Raw genomic sequence first — 14,639 nt, forward strand, 5'->3', positions numbered from 1 at the left:
AGCTATTCTCCCACCCTTCGAAGCAGTTTCTGTACCAGCAGGTTGGTGCCCACCATAATCATGAACAACACGGTTGCAATTGCCGAAGCGTACCCCATTTCAAACCGCGTTGTTCCGAAGTCGATCAAATGGGTCACCACCGTCTCTGCCGCATAGTTCACACTCGGGAACCCAGCCAGTGCAATGGAGACATCCGCCACGGCAAACGAGGTTGTGAGTTGAATGACCGCACCGAACATCAGCTGTGGGCGCATCGAAGGCAAGGTAATATACCAAAGCTCCTGCCAGCGATTTTTGATTCCATCTACCGCGCCTGCCTCATATAACGTCCGGTCTACGGTCTGCAAACCGGCGATAAAAGCCAGAAAGCCTGTGCCAAGACTCAGCCACAATTGCACCAGAATGAGGATTGGCATAATGTAGGCTTCCGTTTTCAACCACTGGATTGGCTCCAGCAGAAATCCCCATTTGATCAGCAGTCCATTGGCTATCCCATAGCGATCCCCCGAGAAAATCATGAGCCAGATAAAATAGACATTCCCCGAAATGGATGGGGCATAGAAGATCAGCGTCATGAACGCTCTCCATTTGGGTGTTAATTCATTAATGATCCACGCAAATACGAAACAGGCAATATAACTGATGGGTCCGGTAATAATGGCAAACAGCAACGTATTTTTGATGGCAATCAGGAATACGTCATCCTCCAGAAACAGCCGGGTATAGTTCTGCCAGCCAATAAAACGCGGAAACTCCAGCATGTTGAAATAGGTGAAGCTGAGTATGATGGAGATGACCACCGGAATTACAGTGAACATGGTGAACAGAATCATGTAGGGAGCGAGCAGTACATAGGAATGTTTGCTGGCCTTCATTTCCTTGAGCTTCCAGGACCACCATGATTTCATGCCCATGCCTGGTGTTTTCTCAGGAGGACTGTTTTGTCCATCTCGGAGTGATATTTGTGACACTGTTAACCCTCCCTCTGCTTACGGAAGACCAAATTCATTACGCTTGATCCGAATCTCGTCCTGAATATACTGGGTGTAATCCATGATGGATTCCCTGGCTTCCACTTGGCCCACGACCGTCTTGTAAAATGCATTGAACAGATGGCGTCCGGTAAAATAACCGCCCGGCACCTCGGGAATGCCCTTCACCGTCTCGAATTGTGCCTTCAGATTCGCATAATCCTCAGCAGGCCACGGTAGTGAATCCAGTGCCTTGATGTTTGCCGTCGGATAACGCGCAGCCGCACCCATCAGCCCTTCCATCTCGCGACCAAACTCGGCTTGAACCGGTGTACTGGTCCACCATTTCATGAACTCCCACGCGGCTTCCTGATCCTTGGCGCTTTCCAGCATCATGACCGCGCTGCCGCCACCTGGAACGTCCCGATTCAATGTTCCATCCGGCTGCACCGTCCCCGGAACCGGAACAAATCCCCATAATCCACGGGTCTCCGGTGCAAATACAGACAACTGGTTATACATCGTGTAATCTGTCAGACCAATCGGCATCTGTCCTGTTCGGAAACGGTTGGCAAAGTCGTATTCCCGCTCCAGCTTGTAATCGGTATAAAATTCTGTCCATTTCTTAAATGTCTCAATACCGATGCGTGAATCCAGATCCGATTCCTTGCCGTCATTCCGGTAGAAGGAGCCGCCGTTTTGGAGCAGCATCGTGGCATACTGCGAGTTAGGTGGGATGTTCACACCCTGCATGTTGGCCTGGGCCACTACCGGCATGCCAAATTCCATATGATTTTTGCTCAGAATCGCCAGCAGGCTCTCGACATCATCCCACGTTTGAGGAACTTCAAGCCCAAGCTCTGCAAGCACATCTTTACGGTAAAACAACATATTAAAGGTCTGTGTCTCGGGCAAGGCGTATACACCAGAATCGTAAGCGTACGGTACGATGGCACTTTCTCTAAACTCCTTTTCCACCGCGCTATAGTCACTGAACTGGGTGAGATCCACAGCCGAGTTCCGCATGGCAAAGTTCACGGGCAGATCATTGCCGATCTGCATCGCGACATCCGGTCCTTCACCCGATAAAGTGGCCGGCAACAGCGTACCCATGTTGACCAGCTTCAAATTGACGTTAATCCCGCTCTCCGGTGTAAATGTCTCATCAATCATCGCTTTCATCGTATTCGCCTGATCCCGGCCACTGCCGATCCAGACCGTCACCGTACGCTGATCCTCTGATGTGGCTACGTTCCCGATCTGGTTATAATCAATGAAGAACGAATGATAGAATGTCTTCGCTTCATGACCGAGCTTCGCCAGTGGACCCATACCCGTACCGGGAATACTCCTGTCCAATGAAGCAATATAGAGGGCATCAATTTCAAGCGGTTGCTCGCGAGCCTGCTGCACCCAAGTCCCCAGTCCGCCCGTGTTCGTTTTGTAAGCGGCAAGTCTTCTTGGAATGGTATCCGGTTTATCGATCATCTCATCCAATTGCTGGGCCATCGTTTGGATCAACGCCTCCTGATCGCTGGACTGTCCTGACAGGAGACGAAGTTGCCCTGCCACTTCCTTCAGACGTTTGCTTTCCCCGCTGAACACCTCCAGCAGATTCGGAATCTGCTTCTCCACCCGATAATCCCGGAATTCATCCGGCTTGGTGCCAGTAATCATCAGAATTCTCCGGTACATGGAGTTCAGGTTGTACAGGCTGTCCTCCACATTGCGAATAAGTGGTGCGAAGTCGCCCAGGCTGTTCTCCAGCCGAATGACATGTTTGCCTTTGGCCAACTGGAACTTGTAAGCTTCCTCACCGCCCAGCACATCAATGCGATAATCACTTTGGTAACGGAACGGCGCCTTCGTCATCTCTGCAAACGGAATCTCGCCATCGATGGTCAGCTTGCGCGTGGAATAGATGCCTTTTACAAAATTTTGCTGAGCGGTAAAACCGATGTGATACAGTCCACTCTCCGGCACATCCACTTCCCATTCGATCCACTGTCCTGGCAGTCGCCAGTTAAAGCCGCCAATCGTATTCATACGCACCCGGGAAGCACTGTACGGAGAAACGGCTGAACTTGATCTTTCACTGGTTGGATATAGCGTAGGTGAAGATTTGGCAACAGCCGCTTCCCCTTCAATTCGGATGAGCACATCCTTAGGCTGATCGGAATAGTCCGTCTGCTGCGCCCCTGCGGTATCTGCATAAGGAACGGCCGGTTTCTCATTGAATAGCCGTATCGATCGAATCACCATGGGTTCGCGAGAGGATTTCAGCGTTAACGTGTGCTCTCCCTTTTCCAGATAGAACTTGAATGGAGCCTGTTCGTACCCGTCCGAGTCCTGAAATGTTTCCTCCATCCAACGGGGCTTCTCCACTTGTTTTGGGCGAAGATCATTGCCTTGATTATCCTGTTCAACGGCTTGCTTTTCATTGCCCCATACCCGGTCAAATTGCAAATAGGCGGCTTCCGCAAACGGAAGTTCACCGTCAATATACAATGCACGCTCAATTGCGGAACTCTTGCCTTCTACGGGAAAATAGACAGCAGAGAGGTTGTACAGCCCGGTTTCCGGCACATCAACGACCCAGTCGATCTCGCCTGTCTCCCGGTATGAAGCGATATACCTGGCTTGCCCTCATAATCATTCAGCTTGCGTACTTCTTCACCCTCGGCCCGTATGTAGTCTCCTGCTTCAATGGTCAGGTCCACATTCGGTGATGAGGCCTGGCCTGCTTGGGACAGATATTGTTCATATCCGTTCTTCTGCCTCGTCTGCTGCAAGATGGCATCCACCTCAATAGCAGGCAAACTGCCAGAAGGCACAACTGCACTCTTTACACCTGCACCGGAAGTAAGCAAAAGTATGACGCAGGCTGCCGCTGCTGCAATGACTATAGGCAGGATCCATTTCTTTCGTTGTAGAATTCCAGCCATCCTACGAGCCCTCCTCATCAAGGCTGATACCAGCAATGCCTATTCGGTGATACAGAAAAGAGGCACCCGTGCGCGAGCCCGGACACGAGGCACCCCTGTCTGAGTCATGCTGGTATTATGGTTTGCCAAGCTTATCAACAGCGGCTTGTGCCTGCGCTTTATACTTTTCGGCTGTTGCCGTAACGGAAGCATTGTTTTTGATAATGTCGTTTACATAGTCACCGATTGGATAGCCCGCGTAGGCGTCATCCAGCAGGATACGGCCCGTTCCCGCAATATGCTCGCGAATCATGGCGATGTCCTTCTCGTCGGTATAACGACTTTCCAGGTAATCCTGACCTGGGTACTCTTCAATTTGCGGGATGTCGAAAGTCTCCTCATAGATTTGGTATACGATTTTAGGATCTTCCACACCTTTTGGAATGAATTTGGCTGAGGCCGCGTTGTTGGCGTATGTTACATCCTTGTTGCCCTGAGGTCCGTTCGGGATCGGTACGACTCCAGCAGCAAAGGTGATATCGCCCAGTTGCCATTCCGCAGCAGTGAACAAGGCCACATCTCCATCCTTGAACGTGTTGCTTTCCTCCCAGTTCGTTTTGTCGCCTGTTTTGACTTTCACGACATTCTCCACGTTATACAGGCGTTTGACGAATTCGGCAGCTTCAATCGTTTTCGGATCGGATAATCCTTCTTTCGAGTGCTCGTCATCTACGATTGTGCCGCCATTGGCTGCAGTAAAGTGACGAAGCGCATCAATGGCCCAGCCGGAGAAACCGTATACGTCAATTTTCCCGTCGTTGTCCGTATCTTTGGTCGCCTGTTTCGCCAGCTCCATGAATTTATCCCAATTCCATTCGCCTTTGTTATACAGCTCCTGAGGATCAGGCAACGACAGCTTCTTGAACAAGTCACGGTTGTAGTGAAGTCCCAGACCGATGCTGGTCGGAGAATCAAATGCGTAGTAGTTGCCTGTGATAGCAGGATATTTCGCGATCAGGTTTGCCTCTTGGTTAATGTTATTCTCGGCTGTGGTGAATTCGGAGATAGGCAGCAGCTGCCCTTTGAGGATGGCGGGTAGAGCGGATTTGTATTCCATCTGAACGATGTCTGCGAACGGTTCGCCAGCCAGCGCAGTCGTTGTGAATTTGTTCATGTATTCTTCGAATGGCACATTCACGAACTCGATTTTTACGTTGTATTTCTTCTCGACTTCAGCAATTTTATCCAGTCTCGCCTTATCCGATGCGGTCTCCCCTGCTGGCTTCAGATCCCACCAGGCCGCAACCTTGATGACACGTCCACCCAAATCCGGTACATCGACTGCCACTTTTTCCGCTCCGCCTTCTTTGTCTGTCTCGGCGGTTCCAGTTCCAGTGCTGCTGCCTGAATTGGTTGTTTCATCAGTACCCGGCTGAGCTGTCCCACCACCACTGCAAGCGGATACAAAAAGCATTACGGCCAATAACATGAGCGGCAAAATATTCCATTTTCTAATCATGAATGTAACAACCTCCCCGAATGTGTATAAAATCATGCTCTGACATAATCCCCTGACTCCCCATTCCCCTAATTAAATCCGATGATCACCACCATTTGTTATTTTATTGTTTGGTTTTGACAAACAAAATTTAACATAGCACAATGTAAGCGTCAACATTTTTATTGTTAACATTTTCTATTTATTCTGATAAAATGCTGTTATATCGCTTAAATCCTTTTGAAATAGCATATTATTCTGATATCATTCTAAGTACAGTTATGTTCAAAACGAAAACCAATTTTCTAATTTTGTTATTTTATAAAATAACAAAAAGATAATAACTCATTCAAAATTCGTTCTTTTCTCCTGAATTATGTCCATCACCTAGGTCTATTTCCGTCGTTTCATGTATGGGAAACTAACATTTTCACTTCTCCAGCCGTTATTAGATTAAGAGAAATACATCATGATATACTAGAACCAGCTTTATTGAGCAATGTAAGGAATACGGCAGAACTACGAGTGTAAGGATGGTATGATGAAGACGAAGGTAACTATTCAGGAAATTGCACATTTTACAGGCCTGTCGAAATTTGCGGTCTCACGAGCACTGTCCGGAAAATCAGGTGTTAGTGAACAGACACGGGATGTTATTCTCAAGGCCGCTGGCAAGCTTGGATATTTCAAAGATAACAGCATGTTATCTGGTGATATGTATAGCAGCAATGAGCTTCAGGACCCGCAGAACACGCGGTGGAGTGGAACCATTTTGATTTTGTTTCCCAATGTTCGTTATCAGAATCAGGATTCCGTATACTGGGGGCCTGTCTTTAACGGCATATCATCCCGACTGAATCAGAAAGGCATCAATATCCTTACCCTGACAGAGCCTTCTGCGGATCAATTGTTCACATTACTGAACCCGGATGCCATTCGGGGCATTATTACGGTTGGTTCCATCTCGACACCTATTCTGCTTGAAATCAAGCGTCTGGGCATTCCCGTCGTCATGGTGGATCATCTGGACCCGTTTTTCACAGTGACAGTATCTTCACCGACAATTTTGCATCCATGCGTGACATTATGCTCTATCTTCTGCGCAAGGGATTCAAACGGTTTCAGTTTGTTGGAAATACCAGTGATGCTCACAGCTTCTATGAACGCTGGGTGGCCTATACTTCAGTATTGATGGGACACGGCTTGAATCTGAATCAGATCCCGGAACTGAGCAGCCCGGATGTGGATGATTTCCGTAAGACATTTACTTCGGTCATTAATGAGGAGAACTTGCCTGAGGTTTTTGTTTGTGCGAATGACTTCTTTGCGCTCTACACCATTGAAGCTCTTGAGAGTATCGGCATTCGTGTGCCCGATCAGTGTGTAGTCACCGGTTTCGATAATGTGTACGACAATATACCGGTACTCGCCACGGTGAATGTAAACAAGGAGCTGCTTGGTGCACGTGCAGTGGACCAGATGTTATGGCGTATTGTGAACCCGGAGAGTAACGTAGAGAAAAAGCTGATTCTCGCAGATGTTATGATTCGGGAACAATACGGAAGACATAGCGGTTAAACGTTAAGGTACCAAGAGACACCAAAACACCCCCATAACCAGTGTTCGCCTGGCTTGGGGGTGTTTAAGTTTGGATGTCATATAAAAATAGATTCCAAGAGTCCATGCTACGTATCTGTCCGCACTTCATCCCAGTCCTGATCCAGATAACAGATCAGCCAATTCAGAGCACGGTGACGTTCGTAAGCCACTCCGCCATTGAGATTCGCTGGAGGTATTTGTTCCTTCACACGACTGTTCACACACACCCAGTTATACCGGTAAATTAGGTCCGCTGCGTCCAAAATCTCACTTTTGGAGCGAAACTGCGCTCCGGCTACAAAGGCTTCAACATCGTCACATTGCTGCAAATATCCTACATCCTGTCCCACGTTGCACAGATTTACCGGAGCTCCAAGCTCCTTGACGTAGCCAAGTGCCCATAACATGACATGATAAGCCTCGTATCCCCATGAAAAGGAAATAATCTCCTGATGTTCTGCCCCATGCTGCTCCACAAATCTTCTCTCCACAGGTGAAAAGAATGAAGCTGCATCATACTTGTCGATCACTTCCTGGACCAGCGCTGCTGTATCTTCTGCGCTCTCACCGGCTCCAAGACATTCACCCTTGAGAGCTGCAATACAGAGGGCTACCGCACGCTCTGCCACTTCTTGAACATTACGAATCGTTGTATGCTCATCCCCCGCTATTGCAGGCAGATGAACATTGAATGGGATTCTTTGCTCTGTTAGAAGCTGCTCGGAGCGTTCTTTGCGCAGCGTTGCAGATTGCGACGGGGGTCTGACATCGTCCAGGAAACTGGTGTGCGCTGTCACTTTGTAATCCTCTACTTCGGATTCTCCGTTGACATCCAGCAGCAGCTGACCTTGCGCATTCAGTAGGGAGCCACCACCCCAGAAGATGACTGCATCGAGGGCGTCGGCCAGATGTAACAACTCATTGAAGAACTCCTCGGAGATGTCCTCTTCCGTCTCGATGCCAACAACCATATTCAGTGTAGAGCATTTAATCAGTATCTTTTCCTGTAGCGAAGCATTCTTTCCCTCAATCTGACTCAGAAACCCCAGCATCCCTTGAATCATTGTGGTAAATTCTTCAGGGTGGGTCTGGCTGGTCATGATATTGAAGCCCTTCTTTTTCTTACCGAACAGCTTCTTGCGAGTGACTTGAATGTGGGTTTTATCTTCTTTACGCTCAATTGTATCCTCAGGGTATATGGATTGAATCATTTCAAACAATTGATCCAGATCAAACTGGGAGCTGTATATTGCACAATTTCTCATGAGGTTCACCTTCTTCTTTCAATTAGTCCTTATACGGGTCGAATTCATTGCCTCCGGCCATTGCGACACCTACGGGGCGAAGGATATGGTTAATTTTCAAGGTATGAGCATGCGCATTCAGCACGTCCTGCAGCTTCTTGTACACAAATGGACTTTCATCCGTTCCTGCACCTCTCAGCTCCACACCATAGGCACGAATCGCAGCCTGCATCTGTTCTTCGCTAATCTCACCACCCATACGGGTACGCAACTTGTAATTCATTTTACCAGCCGCCTGGGTTCGGCTCATAGTGCGCCCTGCACCATGTACGGTACTGCGGAAAGACTCGGTATTCTCCTCGCTGTGAATTCCCTCCACGATTACCGAGATATCTCCCATGCTGCCTCCTACAAAACCAAGCTGACCCGGTGCCAGCGGCGTTGCTCCTTTGCGGACCACCACGACTTCTTCGCCCATATGCTGTTCTTTCCAGGCAAAGTTATGATGGTTATGAACCGAATACTCTGCGCTCGCCCCGAGAATACCGAGAACCTGTTCAATCACATAATCTCGGCCTGCATACGCATATCGGCCCGCTAGAGTCATTCCGTCCCAATACATATCACCCATTTCACTCTTAAGGTCAAACAATGTCGGTTGTTGATCCATCGATTCTCCCGGCGCTTTAGCACTGAACTTACGTCCGGCTGCCAAATTCAGAAAACCACTCGCAACCTTGTGGCCAAATCCGCGGCTGCCAAAGTGGTTTGCAATCCATACTTTACCCGTCGCCTCTTCCACAAAAATATCCACAAAATGATTGCCGCTGCCCACTGTACCGAGCTGGTTGCGCGCGAGTGTCTTCAACTTGTGCTGTAGTCCAGGCTCAATGGAATCAAACAGCTTCCAGCTGGCATCATCGAACAGCTCATGCTCCACGGGTGTTGGATTGTTGCGCCCTACGCCGAAGGATATGGTCGAATTAATATCATCCATAATGACAGCAATCTGACCCCGGATATCCTCCCACATCAGGTTGGTTCGTACGGCCTTGTTACCGCAGGCAATATCATATCCAACCCCTGACGGACTGATCATGTTCCGGTAGGCAACCACGCCCCCGATGGGCTGTGAGTACCCTTTGTGATGGTCTGCCATTAGAGCCACGCCCAGTACGTCACCATGCTGCGAGCATGTCACCGCCTGACTTACCGCATTCTCCAGCGGCTCCCCCAGACTTTAATGTTATCCACGATACGCATGATCTGGTTAACCTCCTTGGTCTTTTTTAAAACTCTTGTATATATTTTACTAAACCTCATTAGAAATAGGCAGGACATGGATATATTTTTATTATATAGACTTTTATATCAAACAAAATGACATATATATATTGCAAAAAGACGTAAATAATATTACTATGAGTTCATTAAGAAATATTTCCCACAAGCATTTTCTATGAAGGAGAGATCAATATGAAATGGTTCAAGAAAAGCACTGTACATGATGAGCGCATCGTCAATCTGAAGAACAAGGTTCACAAGGAAGCCTACACCTTAATTCTGCTGATCTGTGGTATTTCGATTATGATCAAATCATTCCTCAATTTGGAAACATCATCCATGTTTACGGAATTGATTGTTATTCTGGCAGGAAGTATTTATCTTGGTGTTCGCTCCATCATGCTGGGCATTTATTCGGATGAGGTTGAAGTCCATGACCAGACGAGCAAAATTTCGTATAACTGGCGCAATGTCATCATCGGGCTAATTATCGGAATCTCCCTGTCCTTGTTCCTGGGCATACGAAGTTCAGTTCTATTTGCAGAAACGTCTTATGAGAAGTGGTGGTTCTTTTTTCTCGTTTTTATCACTTCACTGCTCTTGTATATCCCTTTCTTCATCGGATTCAACGTCGTAGTCCACCACTTTGCCAACAAAGCGAGTCAAAAAGCAGCACAAAAAGATCAATGGAATTCATAGAAAGGACACAAGGGTGAAAAGGCATGAAAAATATACGATTAAAAGTCGCCCGGGTAGAAAAGGATCTATCGCAGGACGATCTGGCACGGATCGTTGGTGTATCGAGGCAAACCATTGGTCTTATAGAACTGGGAAAGTATAACCCGTCCCTCAGCTTATGTATTGCCATATGCAAGGCGCTCTCAAAAACCTTGAATGACCTGTTCTGGGACGAAGAGCAGACTTAAGCCGGATGGTTCCAATACCAGATTTATTATCACGTACATGATAAAGGAGGCATTATTTTGATTTATTTCAGGAAAAGAAAAACGGGGGCTGTACTTGCACTGACTACAGCCATACTAGCGAGTTCGCTCTATCCAACAGCGCATGCAGGTGCTGCCACATCATCTGCCATGGAGACTATACAGGGTCAGGTAACCCAAGTGAAATCCGCGAAAACGTCGGACGAGAAAATAGTGGAGTGGAAGGAATGGGCCAAAGATCATGCGTATCGACTAGACAGCATCCAGCCTGTGAAGACCGGCCAGGAGCGAGATTCCTTTTCGGATCTGAATATGCTGAAGCCCCTGCTGCATGACAAGCGAATTGTATTTCTAGGTGAAAGCTCCCATGGGGTTGCCGAATTTAATCTGGCGAAGACCCGGCTGATACAGTTTTTGCATCAGGAAATGGGATATAACGTTCTTGCCTTTGAGAGCGGTCTCTCCAACACATCCCTGGCTAATGCCACGATAAAACAGCAAAGTCCGGAACAAACGATGAAAAGCTCCATCTTCGGCGTCTGGTGGTCCAAGGAAATCACGCCCTTGTTCGATTATCTCAAAACAAAAGCACAAACCGAACAGCCTCTCATCCTGACCGGTTTCGACATGCAGCTGCAATTCCCGTTTTTGGACGGTAACTGGCTGAAGGATAAAAAGCTCGCCAAGCGTCTCGAACAAACGGAACAAAAGCTATCCGAATTCTCCGCCGGAACGGATCTGGAAGCCTACCGCGCTGAGAAAAATGAAATCATCAAGGTATACAAAAGTGTCCTTCAATCCCTGAAATCTGAAGCGAACCAGACTTATCTGCAAAAAGAATACCCGAATCAACCGAAACTTTCCATACTGCTCGAGCGAAGCCTCAATGATCGAATTCGTGTAGCGAGGGAATATGTCGATCTTTCGATCCGTTCAATGGCTGAAATGAATGATGGCAAATATGATTTGTTTTTTGATTCAATGGAGTGGCGCGATCAGGCGATGCATGACAATCTCATGTGGCTCGCAACCGAAGTATATCCAAACGAAAAGTTCATCGTATGGGGGCATAATGATCATATACGTAAAGCACACAGTGAAGTAATGGGCTCACCTTATCCAGTAACTTTAATGGGTGAAATGCTTTCGGAGGAAATGAAGAAATCCAGTTATGTTCTTGGATTATATGCATCCAGTGGTCAAACGGCTGATAATGCCGGCGGAGTTCATGCCGTTGAACCAGCAGAGCCTGGTTCCGTTGAAGACATTATGTCCGCTACGAATACGCCTTACAGCTTCCTGGATCTTCGATATCAGAGCAGGGAAACAGGCAACTCCTGGATGTTCGAACCACGATTTGCATACAGCTGGGGCATGATCCCTGAAAGTTTTGTCCCACGCGATCAGTATGACGGCATTTTAATGATTGACGATGTTCATCCACCACAATATATCCGATCATCCTCATCTGGTTCCAAAGAACAAAGTAAGGAATAAATACAAAAAGAGAGCTGCCAGCTCTCTTTTGTTTTCCATTTCCCGTGTCAACTTACCCTGATCGACCGCCCCAGAACACCCACGTCGACGTGTTTCCTAATCACACTCCCTATTCTCCGTCACGAAAACAGGAAAATTCGATTAATTAAAATGCTTCCGGTAACCCTGAACCTTCTCATCCTTAAAGCCCAGTTTTTCATAGAAAATATGAGCCTCTTTACGCTGATCGCCAGACACCAGAATCATATATTCACAACCCAGGTCTCTCGCAATGTGCTCAATCTGAAGCATAAGCTTCTGACCAATTCCCTGTCTGCGTACCCGATCGGATACAATTACATTCTCCACAACCATGAAGGGGTTGCACTGACCCGCCAGATCCATACATTCAATACCCATAACCGATCCGGCCAATTCCCCGTTGTAAAATGCCCCGAGTACATGGTAGTGTCCATTTTGCTGGATATAGTGAAACATTTTCTGCATCTGCTGTTCATTGGTCGGTGTACCCATCAACTCGTTGTATAGCTTGCTTAGCTCCGGTAAATCTTCAAGTTCGATTGCTCTAATGGTAACCATGATAACCCTCCTGATTTGTGTCCTATTTCACATATGTTGTCTTAAGTTAGGTGCTTCTTAAAATAATAATGGCGGTGTCCGGTCGGTGCATTCTCGATCGTTGTGATCAAATGATAGCCATGCTTCTTGTAAAATTCCGGTGCCTGATACGAGAATGTATTCAATTGGATGAAATCACAGGATTTCTCGCGAGCAATACGTTCAATCTCACGTAGCAATTGGGAACCGTAACCTTGATGCCGCTGCTCTGCATCCACCCAAAGAATGTCGATCTCCAGCCAATTCCAGCAAAGTGTACTGAGCACACCTGCAACAATCTCGCCGTCGTCATTTTTGATGTTAAAATTCAATTCTTCGTAACGATGCCTTAATTCCTCGCTCACATGCGCAGCATTAAATGCGATAAGTTGCTGGCGAACATATTCTGAATCCTCTGAAGTACTTGGATTGATGTTGATTTGGGACAATCTCTTCTCCCCCTTTCGTCATGACTCCGTGGTAAATATCTGAATGGGACCGTCCCACTCTGGCTCTCTAACCTCTTGGTATTTATTATGGGTATAACGTGCAATGACCTTACGCCAGAAAATCTGAGCAGGCTCATTCGTCTCCATCTCCGCAACTTTCCATGTCCCGGGAAAAAGGTTGAACACAGCAATGGCGGCTTGCGCGCCGATGCCCGAAGGTCTTTATTTCAGTAGTCTATAATTCACTAAGATATAGTTCAATCCCGATAACAATGTAACTCCTGCCGCCAGCCATAATAAAATCGCATCAATCCGCACATCAGTCAGCAAGCTAAACGGAACATTATTCAATAACACAGTGATGATGGCTGCCACCTGGAGCACCATTTTAATCTTGCCATATCGATCAGCAGCCAGAGCAATTCCTTGTTCAGTAGCAATCATACGCAGCGCTGTAATGACAATTTCACGTCCAATAATGATCACAGCAATCCATGAACCGATCAGATTCTCCTGAACCATTATGATCAGAGCAACCGAAATCAATAGTTTATCTGCCAGTGGATCAAGCAATTTTCCTAGATTGGTAATTTGATTATATTTTCTCGCTATATACCCATCCAGCTTATCCGTACCTGCAGCTATTGCAAAAATAATAACTCCAATCACCAAGCCATGCTGATCCAAAAAACGAATAAACTCACTCGACTCCTGTATCCAAGACGGAAACGGGATAAAACACAACATAAACAATGGAATCAATGCCATTCTCGCCAGGGTGATTTTATTAGCCAAGTTCATGGAAACCCTCCTTCTTCTTCACTCCATATGTTGTGAGTTCTCCGTCCTCTCGCCATCCTCCTTTTTTTTACACAAAAGGCTTAGACCATCACCGCTTCAAGTCTTATGGGAAAAACGTGTTAGCGGCTTTATCTTTTAGATCTAACAGGAAGGATCATGCAACTTTCCAGCTAATGGAAACGTAATAGAAGTAACTATTCTCATATCGGGGTGATGTAATGAAAGCTGTAAGTAAGTTACTGCTCCTATGTATGATATCTCTTTTATTGTTTGCCTGCTCACAAGACGTGGAGAGTAACCAACCGACCGAGCAGTCAGATTGGAATCCTCCAGTTGAGATTTCAATTGAAGATGCGGAAGCTAAGATCCCGTTTGAAATGAGACAGCCGTCCGTTCCTTTTCGAGTTAATCAAAAATCAGCAAGGATTTTAGATACCAATGGTACATTTGATGCCGTGGAAATCACATATGAGAATACTGATGAAGGATTGTCCCTAATCCTTATGATGACAAACTCAAAGGCTGATACGCCTCCAAATGGAAAAGAAGGACTAAAATTAGCTAACGGTTCGCAGACGTGGGACCAAGGAGACGAACATATTAACGCCATTTATTGGAGAAATGAGGGTTTAACTTACTCTCTTATTTCAGGTAAAAATAATAATCTTGAACCGTTATACGATCACCAAACATTAATTGAGATAGCCGATACAATAAAATGATTTTGATAAGCTAAATCGTTCGTTAGGTTACAGGACACGAAAGATTAATGAACTGCCTTTCACATAAGGCTGTTTTCTTTTAGAGTAAAAAACAACATTAAGTTTTAAC

Annotated in this window: 12 protein-coding genes and 2 pseudogenes; 6 read left to right on the plus strand and 8 right to left on the minus strand. The window is 46.7% G+C overall.

Features of this window, described 5'->3' with window-relative positions; genetic code table 11:
- Window positions 1-2 precede the first annotated feature (2 nt).
- The 3 genes and pseudogenes from ACTWJ7_RS26215 to ACTWJ7_RS26225 form a co-directional block, all read right to left on the minus strand.
- Complete coding sequence (locus ACTWJ7_RS26215; RefSeq protein WP_079346742.1) at window positions 3-914, minus strand: carbohydrate ABC transporter permease; 912 nt, start codon at window positions 912-914, stop codon at window positions 3-5.
- Between the two features lie 75 nt (window positions 915-989).
- A pseudogene (locus ACTWJ7_RS26220) lies at window positions 990-3,916 on the minus strand (extracellular solute-binding protein).
- Window positions 3,917-4,031: 115 nt separating this feature from the next.
- Window positions 4,032-5,414, minus strand: coding sequence for an ABC transporter substrate-binding protein (locus ACTWJ7_RS26225; RefSeq protein WP_443146004.1), 1,383 nt, complete (start codon window positions 5,412-5,414; stop codon window positions 4,032-4,034).
- Window positions 5,415-5,931: 517 nt separating this feature from the next.
- On the opposite strand from ACTWJ7_RS26225, the gene ACTWJ7_RS26230 reads away from it, so the two are divergent.
- Together ACTWJ7_RS26230 and ACTWJ7_RS26235 are read left to right on the plus strand one after the other, a co-directional pair.
- Window positions 5,932-6,585: a LacI family DNA-binding transcriptional regulator gene (locus ACTWJ7_RS26230; RefSeq protein ID WP_443146005.1), complete on the plus strand. Its 654-nt coding sequence runs from the start codon at window positions 5,932-5,934 to the stop codon at window positions 6,583-6,585.
- Window positions 6,480-6,971 carry a substrate-binding domain-containing protein gene (locus ACTWJ7_RS26235; RefSeq protein ID WP_443146006.1) on the plus strand — a complete coding sequence of 164 codons (492 nt, stop codon included), beginning with the start codon at window positions 6,480-6,482 and terminating at the stop codon, window positions 6,969-6,971. The genes ACTWJ7_RS26230 and ACTWJ7_RS26235 overlap by 106 nt, the downstream gene beginning before the upstream one ends.
- A gap of 107 nt (window positions 6,972-7,078) precedes the next feature.
- On the opposite strand, the gene ACTWJ7_RS26240 is transcribed toward ACTWJ7_RS26235, so the two are convergent.
- Window positions 7,079-8,257 (minus strand): DUF4272 domain-containing protein, encoded by a 1,179-nt coding sequence (locus ACTWJ7_RS26240; protein ID WP_079346351.1) that lies wholly within the window; start codon window positions 8,255-8,257, stop codon window positions 7,079-7,081.
- A 22-nt stretch (window positions 8,258-8,279) separates the two neighbouring features.
- Window positions 8,280-9,499: pseudogene (locus ACTWJ7_RS26245) on the minus strand (RtcB family protein).
- Window positions 9,500-9,712: 213 nt separating this feature from the next.
- Here ACTWJ7_RS26245 and ACTWJ7_RS26250 point away from each other — a divergent pair.
- From ACTWJ7_RS26250 to ACTWJ7_RS26260, 3 genes are read left to right on the plus strand one after another with little or no spacing between them, the layout of a single operon-like run.
- Window positions 9,713-10,219: a DUF6773 family protein gene (locus tag ACTWJ7_RS26250; RefSeq protein ID WP_301881625.1), complete on the plus strand. Its 507-nt coding sequence runs from the start codon at window positions 9,713-9,715 to the stop codon at window positions 10,217-10,219.
- A gap of 23 nt (window positions 10,220-10,242) precedes the next feature.
- Window positions 10,243-10,446 (plus strand): helix-turn-helix transcriptional regulator, encoded by a 204-nt coding sequence (locus tag ACTWJ7_RS26255; protein ID WP_301881626.1) that lies wholly within the window; start codon window positions 10,243-10,245, stop codon window positions 10,444-10,446.
- Window positions 10,447-10,503: 57 nt separating this feature from the next.
- Window positions 10,504-11,961, plus strand: coding sequence for an erythromycin esterase family protein (locus ACTWJ7_RS26260; RefSeq protein WP_301881627.1), 1,458 nt, complete (start codon window positions 10,504-10,506; stop codon window positions 11,959-11,961).
- 141 nt (window positions 11,962-12,102) lie between these two features.
- Here ACTWJ7_RS26260 and ACTWJ7_RS26265 read toward each other — a convergent pair whose 3' ends face one another.
- The 3 genes from ACTWJ7_RS26265 to pgsA all read right to left on the minus strand — a co-directional run bounded on the left by ACTWJ7_RS26265 (window position 12,103) and on the right by pgsA (window position 13,808).
- Window positions 12,103-12,540 carry a GNAT family N-acetyltransferase gene (locus tag ACTWJ7_RS26265; RefSeq protein WP_024628240.1) on the minus strand — a complete coding sequence of 146 codons (438 nt, stop codon included), beginning with the start codon at window positions 12,538-12,540 and terminating at the stop codon, window positions 12,103-12,105.
- 41 nt (window positions 12,541-12,581) lie between these two features.
- Window positions 12,582-13,007 carry a GNAT family N-acetyltransferase gene (locus ACTWJ7_RS26270; protein WP_301881629.1) on the minus strand — a complete coding sequence of 142 codons (426 nt, stop codon included), beginning with the start codon at window positions 13,005-13,007 and terminating at the stop codon, window positions 12,582-12,584.
- A gap of 222 nt (window positions 13,008-13,229) precedes the next feature.
- Window positions 13,230-13,808: a CDP-diacylglycerol--glycerol-3-phosphate 3-phosphatidyltransferase gene (gene pgsA, locus ACTWJ7_RS26275; protein WP_301881630.1), complete on the minus strand. Its 579-nt coding sequence runs from the start codon at window positions 13,806-13,808 to the stop codon at window positions 13,230-13,232.
- 218 nt (window positions 13,809-14,026) lie between these two features.
- On the opposite strand from pgsA, the gene ACTWJ7_RS26280 reads away from it, so the two are divergent.
- A complete protein-coding gene (locus ACTWJ7_RS26280) occupies window positions 14,027-14,530 on the plus strand; it encodes a hypothetical protein (protein ID WP_301881631.1) in 504 nt (167 codons plus the stop codon).
- Window positions 14,531-14,639 lie beyond the last annotated feature (109 nt).

The sequence above is a fragment of the Paenibacillus sp. 1A_MP2 genome (genome assembly GCF_052244825.1).
Classification (GTDB): Bacteria; Bacillota; Bacilli; order Paenibacillales; family Paenibacillaceae; genus Paenibacillus; species Paenibacillus vandeheii.

What these genes read in the sequence shown, in the direction of transcription:
- ACTWJ7_RS26215 (WP_079346742.1), bottom strand. Translation starts at nt 914, where the DNA reads ATGGGCATGAAATCATGGTGGTCCTGGAAGCTCAAGGAAATGAAGGCC.
- ACTWJ7_RS26225 (WP_443146004.1), bottom strand. Translation starts at nt 5,414, where the DNA reads ATGATTAGAAAATGGAATATTTTGCCGCTCATGTTATTGGCCGTAATG.
- ACTWJ7_RS26230 (WP_443146005.1), top strand. Translation starts at nt 5,932, where the DNA reads ATGATGAAGACGAAGGTAACTATTCAGGAAATTGCACATTTTACAGGC.
- ACTWJ7_RS26235 (WP_443146006.1), top strand. Translation starts at nt 6,480, where the DNA reads ATGCTCTATCTTCTGCGCAAGGGATTCAAACGGTTTCAGTTTGTTGGA.
- ACTWJ7_RS26240 (WP_079346351.1), bottom strand. Translation starts at nt 8,257, where the DNA reads ATGAGAAATTGTGCAATATACAGCTCCCAGTTTGATCTGGATCAATTG.
- ACTWJ7_RS26250 (WP_301881625.1), top strand. Translation starts at nt 9,713, where the DNA reads ATGAAATGGTTCAAGAAAAGCACTGTACATGATGAGCGCATCGTCAAT.
- ACTWJ7_RS26255 (WP_301881626.1), top strand. Translation starts at nt 10,243, where the DNA reads ATGAAAAATATACGATTAAAAGTCGCCCGGGTAGAAAAGGATCTATCG.
- ACTWJ7_RS26265 (WP_024628240.1), bottom strand. Translation starts at nt 12,540, where the DNA reads ATGGTTACCATTAGAGCAATCGAACTTGAAGATTTACCGGAGCTAAGC.
- pgsA (WP_301881630.1), bottom strand. Translation starts at nt 13,808, where the DNA reads ATGAACTTGGCTAATAAAATCACCCTGGCGAGAATGGCATTGATTCCA.
- ACTWJ7_RS26280 (WP_301881631.1), top strand. Translation starts at nt 14,027, where the DNA reads ATGAAAGCTGTAAGTAAGTTACTGCTCCTATGTATGATATCTCTTTTA.